This window comes from Streptomyces sp. NPDC003393 (assembly GCF_053589015.1).
In genome coordinates, this window is sequence record NZ_JBSFRB010000035.1 from 41264 (window position 1) to 57349 (window position 16086).

The following is a 16086-nucleotide window of genomic DNA, read 5'->3' on the forward strand; positions in this document are numbered from 1 at the left end:
GGGGGTGGTTTCGGCGGCCGGCGGGGCTTCTCTCCGCCGGCCGCCGACGGATGTGTGGTCGCGCACTGCTCCGAGGTGCTCAGGATCGTGGGCCCGGTTGAAGTCCTGACGGGCGGAGCAGCCGGAATCCGGATCGTGCTCGGCGCACGTCGCGGTGACGTCGCGGAAGTACGCGCACCGGGCGGTCGACTCCACCAAACACGGCGGCGCCGCAGGTGGGGAAGGCCGCGTTTGTGGGGGGCATAAGCTCGACCTCCCTACCCGGCGGCCGCTCACTAGCATGGGTGACATGACCTCCCGCTCCGGCGACCGCGCCGACAACCGCTCCGACATCCGGGACTTCCTGGTCAGCCGACGTGCCAAGCTCATGCCGGAGCAGGTCGGACTGCCGGCCGGCGGGCGGCGCCGGGTTCCGGGGCTACGGCGCGAGGAGGTCGCCGTCCTCGCCGGAGTGAGCACCGACTGGTACACGCGGCTGGAGAAGGGTCATATCGGCGGGGTCTCCGAGGACGTGCTGGAAGCGGTCGCCCAGGCACTGGCCCTGAACGAGGACGAACGCACCTACCTGTTCGATCTCGCCCGAGCGGCCCGTCCCGCCCGCCGCAACCCGCCCCGGCGCAGGGACGCCGAGGTCCCTGCCTCCGTTCAGTGGATGCTCGACTCCATGACGATGTCCGTCGCCTTCGTGCGCAACGGCCGATCGGAGATCATCGCGAGCAACGCACTGTGCCGGGTCGTGTGCGCACCGATGTTCGACAGTCGCACCACCCATGAGCGCGGCCGGCCCAGTTTCCCCCGCTACTTCTTCCTCGACCCCGATGCCCCGCACTTCTTCGTCGACTGGGAGGACGGTGCGAGGGCCACGGTCGCAATGCTCCGTGCCGAAGCCGGACGGCAACCTCACGACCGGGCCCTGCGTGAGCTTGTCGGTGAACTGTCCACGCTCAGCCCCCAGTTCCGCACCCTGTGGGCCCAGCACGACGTGCGTGTCCGCCACGAAGGCATCAAACGGCTGAGGCACCCCGAGGTCGGTGACCTGGAGTTCACCTACCGCTCCCTGAGCCTGCCCGTGTCCCACCGGGTGGTGCACGAGGTGATCGTCTACACCGCCGAGCCGGGCACCACCTCCGAGGAGCGGCTCAGGCTCCTCGCCAGTTGGGCGGCAACCCGCTCTCCCGCCACGGAGCGCACCGAGCAGTCCCGTTAGGCGTTCTGTCCCGGGAGGTTGTGGACGGTGACAGGGCTCACGGCTGATCGAGCTGGAGATGGGTGAGGGCCTTCTGACCTGGTGGGGATCGTGACGTCTACGCCGTACGACAGAAGGGCTCTCGCCTCACCGTCATGCACTCCTGACCGAGACCGGCCGTCTGTGCCCGGCTTGCTGCGACTTGCTCCCTCCACCGTGCACCGCGTGCTCACCCGCTATGGCCTGGCCCGCCTCGCCCACCTCGACCGGGCCACCGACCGCGTCCTACGCCGCTACGGACGTGACAAGCCCGGCGAACTCGTGCGCAGCGCCGCCGCATCCGGCGTCCGCGATGGTACCTGCCCCATCGGGGCTGGTCATGACGCCCGAACGGCTCGAACGCCTCCGCGCGAACGCCTTCCACTCACCACGCACCGCAGCGACCTCGTCCGGAGTCACACACTCCCGACGTCACACCGTGCCAGAAGGTCGCCCGCCGCATCGTGAGGTTCGTGCGGTAGTAGACCTCCACCAGCAGCACTCGAGACCCTCGCCGGTGAGGAGAAGGGGAACGCCACGGGCTTCTGGCAGCGGGCTCACGCCTCCGCACCGGGTACGGGATCACGGTCGAGCGGGTGCTGACCCACAACGGCTCCTGCTACCGCTCACGCGACCGGTGAGACCTGCACGCCGCCGTGAGCCGGGGCCCTGTCAGGACGGTCAGCCTCATTGCCCGTGCGGCGCGCCCGCCCGGGGGCAACCGTACCCGCCGGGCACCTGCGGCGGTCGGCACGAAGAAGCTGAAGGCCCTGCGGCCGACGTGGGCGGCCGGTCCTGTCACACACGGATCATCGCGCCGAGCCCGGCGCCGGGAGCCTGCGTGATGGGGCCCGTTGTCCTGCGTACTGCGTCGTCAGCGCGATGTCGCCGGTGCTGCTGCGGTGGGTGGGGTGGTGTGCCGCCGGCGGGTGGTGCGGTCGAGCAGGTGGATGATGCTGATGGCGGTGAGCGCCCATACGGCGAGCAGGGTGATGCCGTGGAGGTAGCCGTCACCGTGGAAGTAGGAGATGCCTTGCAGGGCACGGACGCCGAGTCCGACGGGCAGGATGTCGGAGAGCGGGCGCAGCCAGTCGGGCAGGTATGGGGGCGGGAGGGTGCCGCCGCTGGTGGCGTTGCCGAGGATGAGGAGGAGGCTGGGGGCCAGGAGGGGTGCGGCAGGGCCGGTGGTGCGCATGATCAGCAGGGTGGCTGATCCGACGGCCATGGCGAGCAGCACGGTGACGGGCACGAGGGCGACGGGGTGTACGGGCAGGGCGTTGAAGCCGGTGGTGCCGGCGATGACGGCCGCGGTGATGCCGCCGATGGAGGAGAAGACGGTCAGGGCGGCCAGGCGCAGGCGCAGGGGCAGGCCGGGAGTCATCTGATGGGAGACCAGGCCGAAGAGGTAGCCGGCCAGGACGAGGCCGAAGGCTGCGTAGAAAGTGGACAGCCCGCGGGTGTCGCCGTCGGCGGTGGGGGCGATGTCCTGACTGCCCGTCACTGTTCGCCCGGATGGCCCGACGGTGGCGAACAGGTCGTGGAGGGTGCTGGTGACGGCGGGGCCGTTCGCCCCGGCGTACAGCAGCCGGGCGCTCGTGCCGTCCGCGGCGATGACGTAGGCGCCGTAGACGTCGCGGGATTCGACGGCGTGGCGGGCGGCTCCGACGGTGGGGTAGTCGGTGAACGCGACGGCCCCGGGCATGTCCTCCTCGAACGCCCGCTGGACTGTCTCGGTCTGCTCGGCCGGCCCGACGATTCCCACCGGCAGGTTCTTCGGCTGGGGGGAGTGGAAGGCGGCGAGGAAGACCGCCACGAAGAGAGTGCCGATCACGAACCCCACCATGGTGGGGGTGAGGATCGCCTTCCGGGTACTTGGCCCGCGCTTGGCGGGGGCAGCGTTCCCGGACCGGCTGGGCGCCGCGGGCGCCGACCGCGGACCACTGTGAGCTGTCACGGTGTGGGTCATGCCTTTCACATAGCGGTGGATCAATCGGCGAAGTCCCGCGGTGCCGGATGCCGTTCCGGTCGGGGTCCCGCCGCGGTGTGAGAGTTCGGCTGCTTCCGCTGCGCTCAGCAGGCGTTGCCGGAGGCGTGAACTCTCGGTGACGTTTCCGGTGTTGTCGATGACGAAGGCGATCCGGCGGCGGCCGATCACGGGGCACGTCCATGGGCTCTCCGATCAAGGGAGGACCACGGTCGCGCAGTTGCGAGACCAGGCGTCGGGATCACTGACGGTGATGCAGAAATGGTGCGGACGTTCCGGGTCCACGCTCGCGAACATGTTGTCGCTCAGTGTCCGGTGATTCGACGTACCCGTGAGGGGTTCGATCCTCACGGTCCTTTCGACGAGGACGACGAACGTCGTGGCATGCGACTCGAACCGCTGCTCGACGGTGGCGTCGAGAGCCGGGCGTCACGCCGATGCTGACACGATCATGGTGAGAGAGCTGTGTTCATGTGCAAGAGCATCGGTCCTCCGCCGATCCGTAACCAGTGACGATCGAACGGTGGACCGGCAGTACCCCCTCCCGGCCACCCTTCGTGCCGGGTCACGACCGCCGGGAACGGCCGGCGCGAGGGGGTACGGGTCATGCCCTGTACGAGTTGGGCCGTCACCGGTCACGGCACGGCATGACGCTGAGGTCCCGGCCGTCCCGTCACCCGGCCGGTGAGAAGGTCACACCCTGACGTCCAGGAACGGTTCCACGCTCCGGGAAGAGCAGGTCCGCCGGCGCATGCTCGACTGGAGGGAGGCCTTCGGGTCGAAGGCGTCGAGAGGATCATGGCGTTCTACGCGCCGGAGGGATTCACGGCGTTCGACCTCATGCCGCCGCTCGAGTTCCACCGCGGTGAGATGCGGCGCAAGAACGGGACCAGCTTCCTCCAACCGCTCGAGGGTGTTCCGGGGCTGGAAGATGTGCGGCCTCGAAGTCCACGTGAGGGGGGAGGCTCTCCTTCGTCCGCGCCCTGGTCCGCTCTTGGGCACGATGCATGGCGGCCCCGTCGACACGTGGGTCCGTCAGACGAACAGCTTCCGCCTCGTCGACGGTGAGTGGCTGATGGTCCACCACCACGTCTCCCGACCTCGCCACCGTGCCCGTTGACCGAACTGACACCGGCCTCGCCACGCGACCGGCCCAGGCCCTGCATCCTCGGCTCTCTTGAGCCGGGCACCCGGTGGCTGCGATCCGGCGGGAGGGAAGGCGCCGGGGAAGGGGACGCCGCCGTGTACGGGCTTGCAAAGCGGAGCACAGCTCCGTATCGTTCGGAGCAGCGTTCCGCTTTGCTCGGCGGTCGGAGGGCCAATGCCCCGGCCGCTGCCGCCGCCACGCTCCGCCTGCCCCGGACCATGAGCACGGAACCGCATTCCATGTCAGCACGGCAAGCGTCGCAACTCAGAAGGGCATGCCATGATCCTGGTCACCGGAGGTCTCGGCTTCATCGGGTCCCACACCGTTCGAGCACTGCTCGACCTGGGTGAGGACTGCGTCGTGGTCCAGCGCTCCGCCCGTGAACTGCCGGTCTTCCTCGACGCAGAGCGGGTGGTGGTGGAGCAGGCGGACGTCGCCGATCGCGACGCCCTGCTCGCGATCGGCCGCCGCCACGACATCACGGGCATCGTGCACCTGGCGGGGTCCTACCCCTGGCCTCCCATCGATGACGCGGTCGGGGCGACCCGAAACGCGCTCGGCGGGTTGCTGAACGTCGCGCAGGCGGCGCAGGAATGGGGTGTGCGGCGCCTGGGCCTCGCCAGCACCATCGGGGTCTACTGGGGTGTCCAGAACGGCGCACCGTTCCACGAGGATGCTCCGCTGACGATGATGAGCGCGCCCGTCTCGATCCCGACCTTCAAGAAGGTCGGCGAACTGCTGGGCGGTTTCCTCGCCGAGGCCGCGGGCATGGACATCGTCAATTACCGCATCTCCGGTACCTGGGGACCGCTCGGCCACTCCGATCCGTTCTTCGCCCTGCCCGCCCTCTTCCACGCCGCCGTACGCGGTACCACCCCGGACTTCTCCCACCTCCTGGTGCCGGCCTTCGCCGGGGACGGCATCGACCTCGCCTATGTCAAGGACACGGGGCGGGCGATCGCCCTTCTTCAGCTCGCGGACAAGCTGAACCACCGCACCTACAACATCGGCTCCGGCCGCGCCACGACGAACGCCCAGATCGCCGAGGCGATCAAGAAGGTGATCCCCGAGGCTCAGATCGACCTCCCCGCCGGAGGCGAGGCACCGCACATGGCCCTCGACATCAGCAGGCTCAAGGAAGACACCGGCTACCAGGCCGAGTACGACACCGAGCGGGCCGCCGCCGACTACCTCGCGTGGCTGCGCGCAGGGCACAGGAACTGAGCCGGCCGACGGACGCTCCCCAGGGGTCGCAGGGCTGAGGTTCCTCCATTCGCGCCTTCCGTCCGCAGGCCGTCACACAGGTGGCCCACCGCGGCGTACCAGGGCCTTTCGGCCGGTGCGGCGAGTGGGGTACCGCCCATGCCCTACGGGCCGGCTCCCTGTCGAGGTGTACCGTCCGGCGCGTCACACGTCGTCGACGTGCGCCTGCCTTGCCAGCGCGCCGAAGCCCTCGGCTCCGGTCTCGGTGATGAGCAGGCACACACCCAGGAACACGGCGTCTTGGGAGATCCTCCTCGTTGGAGCGGCCCACGTCGGCTTGAGTGAAGAACTGCCCCGCCGGTGGGGGCCGTCGTCCATCGGCAGGGTCACCTTGGTGGTCAGCATGTTCCCGTGGGGCCCCTCCCAGCGTCACGAGGGCAGCCACCCGGGCCACCACGGTGGGACATTGTCCGGGGGACAGCTGCCATTTGTGTCGTTCCCTACCGAGAGGGGGGTTCCCAGCCAGGCGAAGTGCACCAAGGTCAGTGCGATCAGTGCGGCCAGGAAGACCGCAGGCGGTATCAGCAAGTTCAGGTACCGGCGCTTCTGCTGCCGCAGCATGGCCGCGGGCAGGGCCCACGCGACCAAGCCCGTGAATCCTGCCGCGAGGACTGTCAGCGGCGCTTCCCAGGTCCAGAGATCGAACAGACTCGGGTGTTCCCGCAGGATGACGGCACAGGTCCGGCGCGCCGCGTGGGACAGCCGGGAGGCGCCGTAGCCCGCGAGTCCCCCTGCGATCAGCGCCAAGCAGCCGGCCGTCAGAGGCGAAGCGGCCTGTCTTTCCATTTCAGTGTCTGTCCTTCCATATCGAGAGCGGGTCGTCGTTCTCCGTAGTCCCATTTCGAGATCTCCGGGTGGTGTGGTGATGCGGGGTTGCATCCACGACAGTCCCCGTGGTGTCAGGTTGGCCGCTGAATCACCCATCGTGGCGGAGATACAAAGCCGGCGTCCCAGTTGGCCCGTGCCGGCAGGTGCTGCAGGCCGTCGGGGGTGGCGTGTCCGGCAGGTGCGGCGATGGACCAGCGGTTCTTGCCTGGCAGGCCGGACAGCAGTCCCAGGACGAGCGAGCGTGCCTGGCATCGGGGTTCGGCTCGCGCCGGTCGCCCGCGGTCCAGCTCATCAGACCCTCAAGCATTTCCAGCCGGCCGGCGCGGTCTGCGCTGTGGCCCGCGACCAACGCCTCATCCTCGTTTGTCCGCACACCAACTGATGATCAACGATGGCCGCACCTGTCTTCCTCACACCATGGGCTCCATCAGCACCACAATTCCATCAACTGTGACGTCGTTCGCGTCTCCTGGGCCTCAGCGGTGCCGTCGCACCGTGCGGGGTAGAACCCGATTCACCAGGTGGCTCGTCCTGGAGGGCAAGAATGTGGGCAAGGAACATGCGGACAGGAAGCCGTGGGTGAGCGGGACAGCGGTGCATCGACAGCGGTGAAGACGGCAACATTGCGCAGGACAAGGTGGAGGTCCGTGGGCGGGAACGCAAAGGACTGGTCGTGCTGGACGCGGGGGCGGGTGCTCGCCGTGCCGGCGGTGCTGACAGCAGTGTTGCTGGCGTTCCATCGGCTGGTTCCGAATGTCCCAGGGCACCTGGGCAGTCTGCTGGAATCGTTCCTGCCCTGGTGCGGCCTGGTGATCGTGGTGCTGCTCGGCCTGGCGCTGCTGCGCCGTTCGGCGCTCGCGCTGGTGGCCCTGCTCCTGCCGGTGGCGGCCTGGACGTACCTTTTCGGCGGGCTGCTCATGCCCGGGGTGAAGCATGGTGCGCAAGACCTCGTCGTGGTACAGCACAACGTCAGCGACGAGAACACCGATCCCGCGGGCACAGCCCGCGCCCTGGCCGACGCCGAGCCGGACATCATCGGCCTGGAGGAACTGGTGCCTACGACGCTGCCGGTCTACGAAAGAACCCTTGCTCCGCGTTACCGGTACCACGCGGTGGTGGGCACCGTCGGACTCTGGTCGAAGCACCCCCTCACCGACGTCCGTGAGTTGGACATCAAGCCATCTGGGGTCACGGAGCCCTGGAGCCGCGGGCTACGCACCGTGGCCCACACGCCACACCGTGAAATCGCGGTGTACGTCGCGCACCTGCCCTCTGTCCGAGTTCACGTGTCCGGCCTCGCCTCGTCCTGGCGCGACGAAAGCGCCGGCCTGTTGGGCAAGGCCGTCGCCGCCGACACATTGCGCACGGTGATACTCCTCGGCGACCTCAACAGCACAGCAGATGACCGTGCACTGACCCCGCTGACCTCACAGCTGAACGTCCCCGCGCGGGGCTTCGCCTTCAGCTTCCCCGCGGCCTTCCCGCTGGCCCGGATCGACCAGATCATGGCCCGCGCGGCGACCGTCGGTCACATTCGTACCCTGCCTCCTACCGCCAGCGACCATCTCCCGGTCATCGCGCGGATCGCACTGGACCGTGGCAATCCTCTCCGGAGCTGATCGGCACCGGTGGCCGTCCGCGGTGTGACCGAGCGCCGCGGTGAGGGCCTGCCCGTCGGTGATGTCCGCGGTTTCGGCCGCTGTCGTCACGCCCTCGGAGGTCAGGTCGGCGGCCATCGTCGCCAGGCGGCCGGCGTCGCGGGCGATCAGCCCGACCGGGTGTCCCCGGCGGCCGAACCGGCGGGCGGCCGCGGTGCCCAGACCGGGCCCGGCGCCGATCACGACGAATGCGTCCACGCTGCTCACACCCGTTCCAGGTCGACGCTCTCGGTCACTGCCTCGTGGGTGTCGATCTCGTCCCGCAGCCGTTCCAGGCGGGCGCGTGCTCCGCCGAGCGCGTCGAAGCCGAGCAGCAGCCGCAGGGGCGGTGTGCCGGCGTCCACGGCCGCGGCGATGGCCGCGGCGGCCCGTACCGGGTCGCCGGGCCGGCGGCCGGAGACGCTCCGTGTGGCCGCGCGGTGCTTGCCCGCGGTCTGCTCGTAGTTGTCCAGGCGGGTGGGGGACTGCCGCATCGACGTCCCGGCCCACCGGGTGCGCAGCCCACCGGGTTCCGCGATCGTCACCTTGATGCCCAGCGGCGCGAGTTCCGCGGCCGGCGACTGCGGCCCGGCACTCACGTCGGCCGCGTCACCGCCGTCCTGGCCGTGCCGATGCTCCAGTGCCCCGACGAGTGCCTCGCGCCGAAGCCCGGGATCCATCGACGGGTTCGCCGCCCGGTGCGTCGGCTCCGGGCGTCCGCGTCCACATCCTGATCAACTGTGCGGGGATGCCGGTCTCACGCTGCTCGTGCAGGACGTGTAGTCCGCGACCGACCACCTCGGCCACTCCCGGCTCACCACGCGGGCGCGCTGCGCTGCCCGCCCTGCGCGCAGCGCAGGCGCCCGCGTGGTGACCGTGTCGTCCGGAGCGCATCGATTCGGCGTGATCCGCTGGGACGGCCCGTACTTCGTCGCGGGGCGCCTACACGCAGGCCAAACTCGCCAACGTACTGATTGATGACCGTCGAGTTCGACCGGCGCTGGGCCGCCGAGGATCCGCGCCTATGCGGTTCACCCGGGTGCCGGTCATGTCAGGTGGCGGGTGTCGTTCTCGGCGCGGCGATCTGCTGTGCGGCGTGCACCACGGCGGCGCGGCGACGGGCTGCTTCGGCGCCGTCCTGCGTGTCCTGGCCGGACAGCAGCCGGGCGATCTGGGGTGCTGCCGACCAGTAGCTCGACAGCGCCATCACCAGGAACATCAGGTGCGACGGCTCGATGGTGTCATTGATCAGGCCGGCTTGTTGTGCTGCTGCCAGCGTGCGGGTCTTGCCGGCGTACAACTCGGAGCGCACGGTCTCGTCCGAGACGCTGCCTGCGCCCGACAGCCCCTCCCACAGCACCAACCGGGCCAGGTCGGGATGGGCGCACTGGTAGTCGAACGTCCGGCCCGCGAACTCGCCGACGTCCTCGGTGCAGGTGATCACCAACGGCACAGCGTCGGCGATCTTGTCCAGCTCACTCCGGATCACCGCCGAGAACAGCTTCGACTTGTCGCCGAAGTAGTTGTAGACGCGCTCACGGTTGACCTGAGCGCGCTTCGCGATCCGGTCGACGGTCGTCCCGTCCGGTCCGTACTCGGCGAACTCGGCCACCGCCGCCTCGAAGATGCGGCGCTTAGTTCCTTCGACATCCCAAGCCATGCAACGAGCATAGACCAACAGCAACGTTGCCGTTGGAGATGGAACGGGCTAAGGTCGGCCGCGGAAAGAGCAACACGCTTGTTGGAATCTTCCCGGGCGGCCGCGCGCAGGCCACGGCCGCCGCACGCAGTCAGGGCCTGTTCGAACACGTTCGTCACCGGCCGCCGGCGACAGCAGTTGTTGCTGGTCGGCGCAGACACCGGCCGGAAGACGCCGGCCGCCTTCCCGCACCCCACGAGCAGGCCACGGGCGACGAACCGGCCTCGGGAGACTTCTGCTCCCGGACCACCCCGAAGGAAAGAAGACCATGAGTCAGGAAACCACTGCGGCCCCTGTCGTCACCCGTGACGGCGTCCTCGGAGCCGACGGCACCGACGTGATCACCATTGATCAGACCACCGGCAACGAACTCGCCCGGTACCCCGTAGCAGGAGAAGCGGCGGCAGTCGCGGCCGTCGCCGCCGCCCGCGCTGCTCACGAACCCTGGCGGAACCTCGGATTCGACGGCCGCGCACGGCGCCTGCGGGCGTGGCGGAGAGAGATCGCCCGTCGCGGGGAGGAGGCGGCCGCGCTCATCCGCGCCGAGAACGGCAAACCGATCGAGGACGCCCGTGCCGAGGTCCTCGCCGTCCTGCAGCACCTGCAGTTCGTGATCGATAATGCCGAACGGGTCCTCGGGCCCCAGGAAGTGGCGGCCACGGCTGCCGCGCCCCACCAGCGGTCGTGGGTCGAATACCAGCCCTACGGCGTCGTCGCGGTCATCGCTCCGTGGAACTTCCCGCTGGCCACTCCCGGAGCCATCGTCATCCACGCCCTTGCCGCAGGCAACGCCGTCATCCTCAAGCCCAGCCAGATCACCCCAGGCGTCGGGCAGTGGCTGGCGGAGTCCTGGCAACGCGCGGTTCCCGACTGCCCCGCACTCCTTCAGCACCTCATCGGATACGCGGCCACCGGCCAGGCCCTCATCGAAGCCGGAGTGGACAAAGTGGCGTTCACCGGCAGCGTCCGTTCAGGCCAGGCGGTAGCCGCCCAGTGCGCCAAGACCCTCACCCCGACTCTGCTGGAACTCGGCGGCAAGGACGGCGCCATCGTGGCCGAGGACGCGGACCTCGACGAGGCGGCCGCTCACATCACCTGGGGTGCTCTGCAGAACAGCGGATGCGGATGCATCAGCCTCGAAGTGGCCTACGTCGTCGAATCCGTCCACGACGCCTTCGTCAGGAAGATCAGCGAACTCGCCGGGCAGGTAAGGGCCGGGAGCCATGACGGCGCCCAGATAGGCCCCGTTCCGCTGGCCAGTCAGATCCCCGTCATCCGGCACCACATCGAAGACGCCCTCGCCCGCGGCGCCACAGCCTGTGTGGGCGGGCCTCACACCACTCACGCGGGCCGCTACGTCCAGCCCACCATCCTCCTCGACGTGGCTCCCGACGCACTCGCGGCCACCGAGGAGACCTTCGGGCCCACCCTCGCCATCGTCAAGGTCGCCGACACCGAAGAAGCCATCACCCACATCAACAACAGCCAGTACGGACTGGGCAGCGCCGTCTTCAGCCGCCACCACGGCCAGACCATCGCCCGCCGCCTCCACGTCGGAATGACGAGCATCAACGACGCCCTGATGTTCTCCCAGAATCCCGGGCTCCCCTTCGGGGGCCGAGGCCACAGCGGACATGGACGCAAACACGGCGACGACGGACTGCGTGAATTCGCCCACCCGCACGCCTTCACCGACAAAACCGGTCCCGCTCCGGTGCCGAGCACCAGCTTCGACCGACCGCACGGCACCCTGGCGACAGCACTCGCCGCCGTCCGCGACCGGATTCTCGCCGAAGACGACACCACGGCCGTCTGACCGCCGCCGGGGTCGGTCGCACACCGCGACTGACCCCGGGCCGTCACCACGCACCCGTCAAGTCCAAGGATCCGGATTCTCCGCCCCTGTCTGCGCCCGCGTCACCGCTCGCCCGACGCACCGTCCGCGACTCCCAAGATCATCGGTACGAAGGCCGGACCGCGTTCGGCGCCTCGAGCAGGGCCGCGCGCACCCCAGCGTCGCCATCCTGCGCGCGCTCGCCCGAGTGCTGCGCCTGTCGCAGACCGAGTACGGACTGGCGTGCCGCCTGGCAGGACACGCCACCGACGGCAGCGGGCTGGTGCCTCAGCACGTCGGCCCGAGCGTGCAGCGCCTGCTCGACCGTTTCACCGACACCCCGATCGCCGTGTTCGACGCAGCCTGGACCCTTGTCCAGCACAATGATCCGTGGGCTGCCCTGACCGGATACGACTGGCGCAGCTGCGGCGGCCGGTCGGCGAACATCGTGTGGCGAACCTTTCACGACGACATGGGACGCGTGCGGCACCCGGACCCGGAGGGGCACAAGGCATCGCTCGTTGCCGACCTGCACGACGTGATAGCGCGCTACCCGGCCGACCGCGAGCTGGTGGACATGATCGGCGCGCTACGGAGATCGAGCCCCGAATTCGCGTACCTGTGGGAAGGCTCCACCGTCGCGCACCACAGGAGCGAAAGGAAGATCGTCGACCATCCGCACGTCGGCGACGTCGAACTGGACTGCGATGTGCTGTCGGTGCACGGCGCCGACCTGCGTGTTGTCGTCTACACAGCGGCACCGGACAGCGAAGCGGCCGACAAGCTGCGCCTGCTGACCGTCCTCGGCACCGAGAACATGACCCCGCCGCCACGGGTCTGACCTCCGAGGCTGTCGGTCGCGGAGACCTCCCCGTTCGTCCGCGACCGCGGGACGCGGCCGCGACCTGCGTTGTCGGTCTGGGCATGCGAGTGCGAGTGCTGAGGCCAGTGCGTACGTCGGCGGCCGGGACACGTCAACGTCCTGCTCGTTTGCGAGCTGGTAGAAGTGCTGTGCGCGGTGAGGGCGCTCGCTGTGCACTGGGCGCTGCTCGGTGCACACCGGGGCAGGCAAGAGCATCGTGCTCAGTCTGCTCGAAGCGCTCGCACACCCCACCAGCGGCACCGTCGAGGTGCTGGGGCCACCGGCCGGGGCGGGTCGGCACGTGCGAGCCACACTCCTACGCCGCCCGCGTGGGCGCGCGACGACGCACTGGGCGCCGAGTATCGGGTCCATGCCGGGCAGGGACTCGATGATCTCGGCCTGCGGATGGGGCCGGAACGTGCCGCGGATCTGGTTGTCGACCCGCTTGAGCCGGCCATCCACAACGAGGACCCGGGCGGCGAGTTCGGCGTCTCCGCCACGACGTCCTCACCAGGCAGCGCGCTGTGCCGGACCCAGGCCGTATCCAGTGCGGTCGCGGCCATTGCGTCGCATCCGCGCACGCTGTGGTTGGCCGGCCGGTCGTCAGCCGCGCTCGGCCGCGGTGGCGGCGGGCCGTCTCGCTTCGACTGAGAGGTCTACCGCGGACGCACTTCGGTGGCGTCGCTCCTGGCTGGTCGAGCCGGGCGGGCGTCTTGGATGTGCTTGTGACTCCTCAGCGATGATCTGCCTGATGGCGAGTCAGTCGATCGACGACATTTTACTGGGGGATGAGTTCGACGATGATGGGCAGTAGCACCTGGCCGGTGGGGGCGGTCCAGTTGCGGCGAGTTCGGTCAGGATGGTGCCTCGGCACGTCGTGGCGACGGGCGCCGGACAACATCCGGACGACACGGACAACAACCTGGGGATGACCCGGACCGACCGTGTCTTCGGCCCGGCCGCATGGCACTGCGACGCCGGGGGCGCGATACGGGCCCGGCTCCGGGTCGTGGCGCGGGCGTGTCGTCCAGGAAGGCGCGAGAGGAAGACGCCGAGCCCCACCGCGACGAGGCAGCAGGGCGGGTCGGTTCAGATCATCCAGCCGGTCTATCCGCGGCTGTCGTACTGGCGGCGAGGAATGGCAGCAGTTCGGCCAGCAGGGCCTGCGGTTGTTCTTCCGGTACGAAGTGGCCGCTGGCTGTGATCACAGCTGACCGGAGATCGGTGGCAACGGGCTGCAGGGCTCGTGCCAGCCGGTCACCCGCGTTGTGCTCGCCGCCGATGGCCAGGACCGGCATGTTCAGGGAGCCGCCGGCCTGAATCCAGGCTTGATTGGTCCTGCCGTCTTCGATCAGCGTCCGGTAGTGCTCGAAACCCCGGCGTAGGGCCTCCGTCCCGCTGTAGGCGGCGGTGATGGCATCGAGCTCGGCCGGCGGGAAGGCGTGCGGCTGGGCGGACAGCCGCGCGAACCACCACTGGAAGAAGGCGCGTTCACGCCCGGCGAGCAGCAATTCCGGCACCTCAGGGGTCATGAAAAGCCCGAAGTGGAAGGAGCCACCCCTGGCCGGGTCCATCGCGCGCTCCAGTCCCAGTCCCGGCAGGGCCAGTTCGACCAGCGCCAGGCGCTCCACTTCGTCCGGATGGCGGCGGGCGTAGGCGAAGGCGATCATGCCCCCTATGTCGTGACCCACCAGGCGGAGCTTGCCCGCGCCATCGCTGACCTGGTGGACCAATTCGCGCATGTCCTGCGCCTGATTGTCCTTGTCGTAACCGTCCGCGGCAGGCCCCGACCGGCCCAGTCCGCGCAGATCGGGAACGATCACCCGGTACCCCCGCTCGGCGAACGGGGCCATCACCTCCCTCCAGGCCCGCCAAGTCTGCGGCCAGCCGTGCAGCAGGAGCAGGGGCTCGCCCTCTCCGCCCACGACGACATGCAAACGCGTTCCATTGACCTCGACCTGTTGGTGTGAGAAGCCGGTGAGATCGCCGTGTACAGCGCCGGTTGCTACGTGTGCCATTGTGGTTCCTTTCGCCGCACGACGACTTCTCGGCCGCGGCCTGTGATGAGGTGTCGTTCCCTTCGGCGCGTATCACTCGTGTGAGCGCAGGCCGTCCGCGGCGATCAGGAGGTTGCGCTCCACAACGAGCAAGTGGTCCAGGATCTGGGCCTGCTGATCGGGGGCGGCATCGCCGACCGTCAACTGCTCCAGACGACCCCACACCTCCTCCACCTGCCTGCGGAGCACCTGGCTGGCCGCTGTGGGTTCGATGAGGGAAGCGCGCTTGTCGGTGGGATCCGGGCTGCGTCGCACGAACCCGGACTTCTCAAGGCGCTGGATCGTTCGCGTCATCGTGGCGGCGTCGGAGTCGAGCACCTTGGCAAGAGCCGTCTGGCGCTGCGGCCCTGTCTCCCACAGATGCATCATGACCAGCTCTTGGCCGGGATACAGGCCCACATTCCGCAGCAGGGCGCCGGCGAGCATGCGGTGAAGGCGCGCGACACGAAAGATCGCATGACTGATTGGGCCACTCACTGCACTGCTTGGCTGATCAATTTCCTGATCAGGTGCATCGGCCATGACCACATCTCCCTCAGGACGATGACGTCCACCGTTCCGCGCTACCGGATAAAAATGTCCGGACAGGTAATTTACCTCAGTCTCTCATGGATGCGCCACCCCCTGTCACCGCCGCCACGGGAGGCACGCCCTGCCGTCAAGGAGCCCAGCGTCCCGACGTCGCGCACGTGCAGCTCTGTGGCCTGTGGTATCTGCGTCTCCGTGCCTTTGCGTACAGGCAGCTCACCCCCACCTCATTTACTTGCTTGAACATATAATGTACGTTTGCTTCGCGTGAGCATGCCGTTCCTGGTGCCGGCGGACGAGCGGCGGACGCTCGAACGGCTCGACGAAGGCACTTTTCCGTTCTGCTCGACAGCCGGGCGAACCAGGGGAATCTGACCGTCGGCCGCTTCCGGGTGGGTAAGGGGGAGGCTCCGCCCTTCCACATGCACACGTGTGAGGACGAGGTCTTCATGCTCATCAGCGGCACGTGCCCTGCTGTGGGCAGGGAGGAGCAGATGGAGATGACCGAGCGCGGCATCGTCTACCTCCCACGCAACATCCCGCACAGCTGTCGCATCACGTTCGGCACCGCCGATCTGCTCATGATCGCCACGCCCGGGGGCATCGAGGGCATGTTCCGCCACGCCGGACGTGACATCGGACGCCCCGGCCCGAAGACTTCAAACCGGATCCCGTCAAGATGGCCGAGGCTGCCGGCCTCTACGGCCAAGTCGTCCTCGGTCCGTTCCCGCTGAGAGGACAGACGACGCCCCCCGGCAGGCCTGCTTCGCCGGCCGGACCGGGGCCGGGATCACCCGGTCGACCGCCTGATCCACTGTGATGGCTGCCAGGCCAAGGCTGCCGCAGGTGTGCAGCAGTCGATGGGGGACGGCGCCTCGCCGGGAAGCGGCCCAGGAATCCGACGGATGGTCCTCGTCCCGGCGATGGTAGGGCTGGTGATCGGCGCTCTGTTCGTGGCCGTCTTCCCCACCATGATGTCGCCGAGCCGGGACCGTCGGGCATTCCATGAGAGTGCCCTCCAG

General features: G+C 68.9%; 13 protein-coding genes and 3 pseudogenes. 6 read left to right on the forward strand and 10 right to left on the reverse strand.

The window, feature by feature from the left end:
• The first annotated feature begins 289 nt into the window (after positions 1–289).
• Complete coding sequence (locus ACWDUZ_RS28015) at positions 290–1207, forward strand: helix-turn-helix transcriptional regulator (RefSeq protein ID WP_451634571.1); 918 nt, start codon at positions 290–292, stop codon at positions 1205–1207.
• Positions 1208–2099: 892 nt separating this feature from the next.
• On the opposite strand, the gene ACWDUZ_RS28020 is transcribed toward ACWDUZ_RS28015, so the two are convergent.
• Positions 2100–3056 carry an ABC transporter permease gene (locus ACWDUZ_RS28020; protein ID WP_451634572.1) on the reverse strand — a complete coding sequence of 319 codons (957 nt, stop codon included), beginning with the start codon at positions 3054–3056 and terminating at the stop codon, positions 2100–2102.
• A 1579-nt stretch (positions 3057–4635) separates the two neighbouring features.
• On the opposite strand from ACWDUZ_RS28020, the gene ACWDUZ_RS28025 reads away from it, so the two are divergent.
• Positions 4636–5580 carry an NAD-dependent epimerase/dehydratase family protein gene (locus tag ACWDUZ_RS28025; RefSeq protein ID WP_451634573.1) on the forward strand — a complete coding sequence of 315 codons (945 nt, stop codon included), beginning with the start codon at positions 4636–4638 and terminating at the stop codon, positions 5578–5580.
• A 183-nt stretch (positions 5581–5763) separates the two neighbouring features.
• On the opposite strand, the gene ACWDUZ_RS28030 is transcribed toward ACWDUZ_RS28025, so the two are convergent.
• The 3 genes and pseudogenes from ACWDUZ_RS28030 to ACWDUZ_RS28040 form a co-directional block, all read right to left on the reverse strand.
• Complete coding sequence (locus ACWDUZ_RS28030) at positions 5764–5964, reverse strand: hypothetical protein (RefSeq protein ID WP_451634574.1); 201 nt, start codon at positions 5962–5964, stop codon at positions 5764–5766.
• Between the two features lie 24 nt (positions 5965–5988).
• Positions 5989–6405, reverse strand: coding sequence for a hypothetical protein (locus ACWDUZ_RS28035; RefSeq protein ID WP_451634575.1), 417 nt, complete (start codon positions 6403–6405; stop codon positions 5989–5991).
• Positions 6406–6563: 158 nt separating this feature from the next.
• A pseudogene (locus tag ACWDUZ_RS28040) lies at positions 6564–6734 on the reverse strand (IS701 family transposase); the annotation flags it as partial.
• A gap of 405 nt (positions 6735–7139) precedes the next feature.
• Here ACWDUZ_RS28040 and ACWDUZ_RS28045 point away from each other — a divergent pair.
• Positions 7140–8066: an endonuclease/exonuclease/phosphatase family protein gene (locus ACWDUZ_RS28045; RefSeq protein WP_451634576.1), complete on the forward strand. Its 927-nt coding sequence runs from the start codon at positions 7140–7142 to the stop codon at positions 8064–8066.
• Between the two features lie 30 nt (positions 8067–8096).
• Here the strand turns inward: ACWDUZ_RS28045 and ACWDUZ_RS28050 are convergent.
• The 3 genes and pseudogenes from ACWDUZ_RS28050 to ACWDUZ_RS28060 form a co-directional block, all read right to left on the reverse strand.
• A pseudogene (locus ACWDUZ_RS28050) lies at positions 8097–8312 on the reverse strand (SDR family NAD(P)-dependent oxidoreductase); the annotation flags it as partial.
• Positions 8309–8764, reverse strand: coding sequence for a hypothetical protein (locus ACWDUZ_RS28055; protein ID WP_451634577.1), 456 nt, complete (start codon positions 8762–8764; stop codon positions 8309–8311). The gene ACWDUZ_RS28055 and the pseudogene ACWDUZ_RS28050, both read right to left, overlap by 4 nt.
• A 371-nt stretch (positions 8765–9135) precedes the next feature.
• Positions 9136–9744, reverse strand: a complete 609-nt coding sequence (locus ACWDUZ_RS28060) for a TetR family transcriptional regulator (protein ID WP_451634578.1) — start codon at positions 9742–9744, stop codon at positions 9136–9138.
• A 307-nt stretch (positions 9745–10051) separates the two neighbouring features.
• Here ACWDUZ_RS28060 and ACWDUZ_RS28065 point away from each other — a divergent pair, with 307 nt between their 5' ends.
• On the forward strand, positions 10052–11599 hold the full coding sequence (locus ACWDUZ_RS28065; RefSeq protein WP_451634579.1) for an aldehyde dehydrogenase family protein: 1548 nt from the start codon (positions 10052–10054) through the stop codon (positions 11597–11599).
• Positions 11600–11825: 226 nt separating this feature from the next.
• On the forward strand, positions 11826–12458 hold the full coding sequence (locus ACWDUZ_RS28070) for an MmyB family transcriptional regulator (protein WP_451634580.1): 633 nt from the start codon (positions 11826–11828) through the stop codon (positions 12456–12458).
• A gap of 357 nt (positions 12459–12815) precedes the next feature.
• On the opposite strand, the pseudogene ACWDUZ_RS28075 reads toward ACWDUZ_RS28070, so the two are convergent.
• From ACWDUZ_RS28075 to ACWDUZ_RS28085, 3 genes and pseudogenes are all read right to left on the reverse strand, one after another.
• Positions 12816–13113 (reverse strand): annotated as a pseudogene (locus ACWDUZ_RS28075) (IS110 family transposase); the annotation flags it as partial.
• 460 nt (positions 13114–13573) lie between these two features.
• Positions 13574–14497 (reverse strand): alpha/beta fold hydrolase, encoded by a 924-nt coding sequence (locus ACWDUZ_RS28080; protein ID WP_451634581.1) that lies wholly within the window; start codon positions 14495–14497, stop codon positions 13574–13576.
• A gap of 72 nt (positions 14498–14569) precedes the next feature.
• Positions 14570–15058: a MarR family winged helix-turn-helix transcriptional regulator gene (locus ACWDUZ_RS28085; RefSeq protein WP_451634582.1), complete on the reverse strand. Its 489-nt coding sequence runs from the start codon at positions 15056–15058 to the stop codon at positions 14570–14572.
• A 428-nt stretch (positions 15059–15486) separates the two neighbouring features.
• Between ACWDUZ_RS28085 and ACWDUZ_RS28090 the strand changes: the two genes are divergently transcribed.
• Positions 15487–15798: a hypothetical protein gene (locus tag ACWDUZ_RS28090; protein WP_451634583.1), complete on the forward strand. Its 312-nt coding sequence runs from the start codon at positions 15487–15489 to the stop codon at positions 15796–15798.
• The last annotated feature ends 288 nt before the right edge of the window (positions 15799–16086 follow it).

Coding starts and splice junctions, on each gene's coding strand:
- ACWDUZ_RS28015 (WP_451634571.1), top strand. CDS start 290: ATGACCTCCCGCTCCGGCGACCGCGCCGACAACCGCTCCGACATCCGG.
- ACWDUZ_RS28025 (WP_451634573.1), top strand. CDS start 4,636: ATGATCCTGGTCACCGGAGGTCTCGGCTTCATCGGGTCCCACACCGTT.
- ACWDUZ_RS28030 (WP_451634574.1), bottom strand. CDS start 5,964: ATGCTGACCACCAAGGTGACCCTGCCGATGGACGACGGCCCCCACCGG.
- ACWDUZ_RS28035 (WP_451634575.1), bottom strand. CDS start 6,405: ATGGAAAGACAGGCCGCTTCGCCTCTGACGGCCGGCTGCTTGGCGCTG.
- ACWDUZ_RS28055 (WP_451634577.1), bottom strand. CDS start 8,764: ATGGATCCCGGGCTTCGGCGCGAGGCACTCGTCGGGGCACTGGAGCAT.
- ACWDUZ_RS28060 (WP_451634578.1), bottom strand. CDS start 9,744: ATGGCTTGGGATGTCGAAGGAACTAAGCGCCGCATCTTCGAGGCGGCG.
- ACWDUZ_RS28065 (WP_451634579.1), top strand. CDS start 10,052: ATGAGTCAGGAAACCACTGCGGCCCCTGTCGTCACCCGTGACGGCGTC.
- ACWDUZ_RS28080 (WP_451634581.1), bottom strand. CDS start 14,497: ATGGCACACGTAGCAACCGGCGCTGTACACGGCGATCTCACCGGCTTC.
- ACWDUZ_RS28085 (WP_451634582.1), bottom strand. CDS start 15,058: ATGGCCGATGCACCTGATCAGGAAATTGATCAGCCAAGCAGTGCAGTG.
- ACWDUZ_RS28090 (WP_451634583.1), top strand. CDS start 15,487: ATGCACACGTGTGAGGACGAGGTCTTCATGCTCATCAGCGGCACGTGC.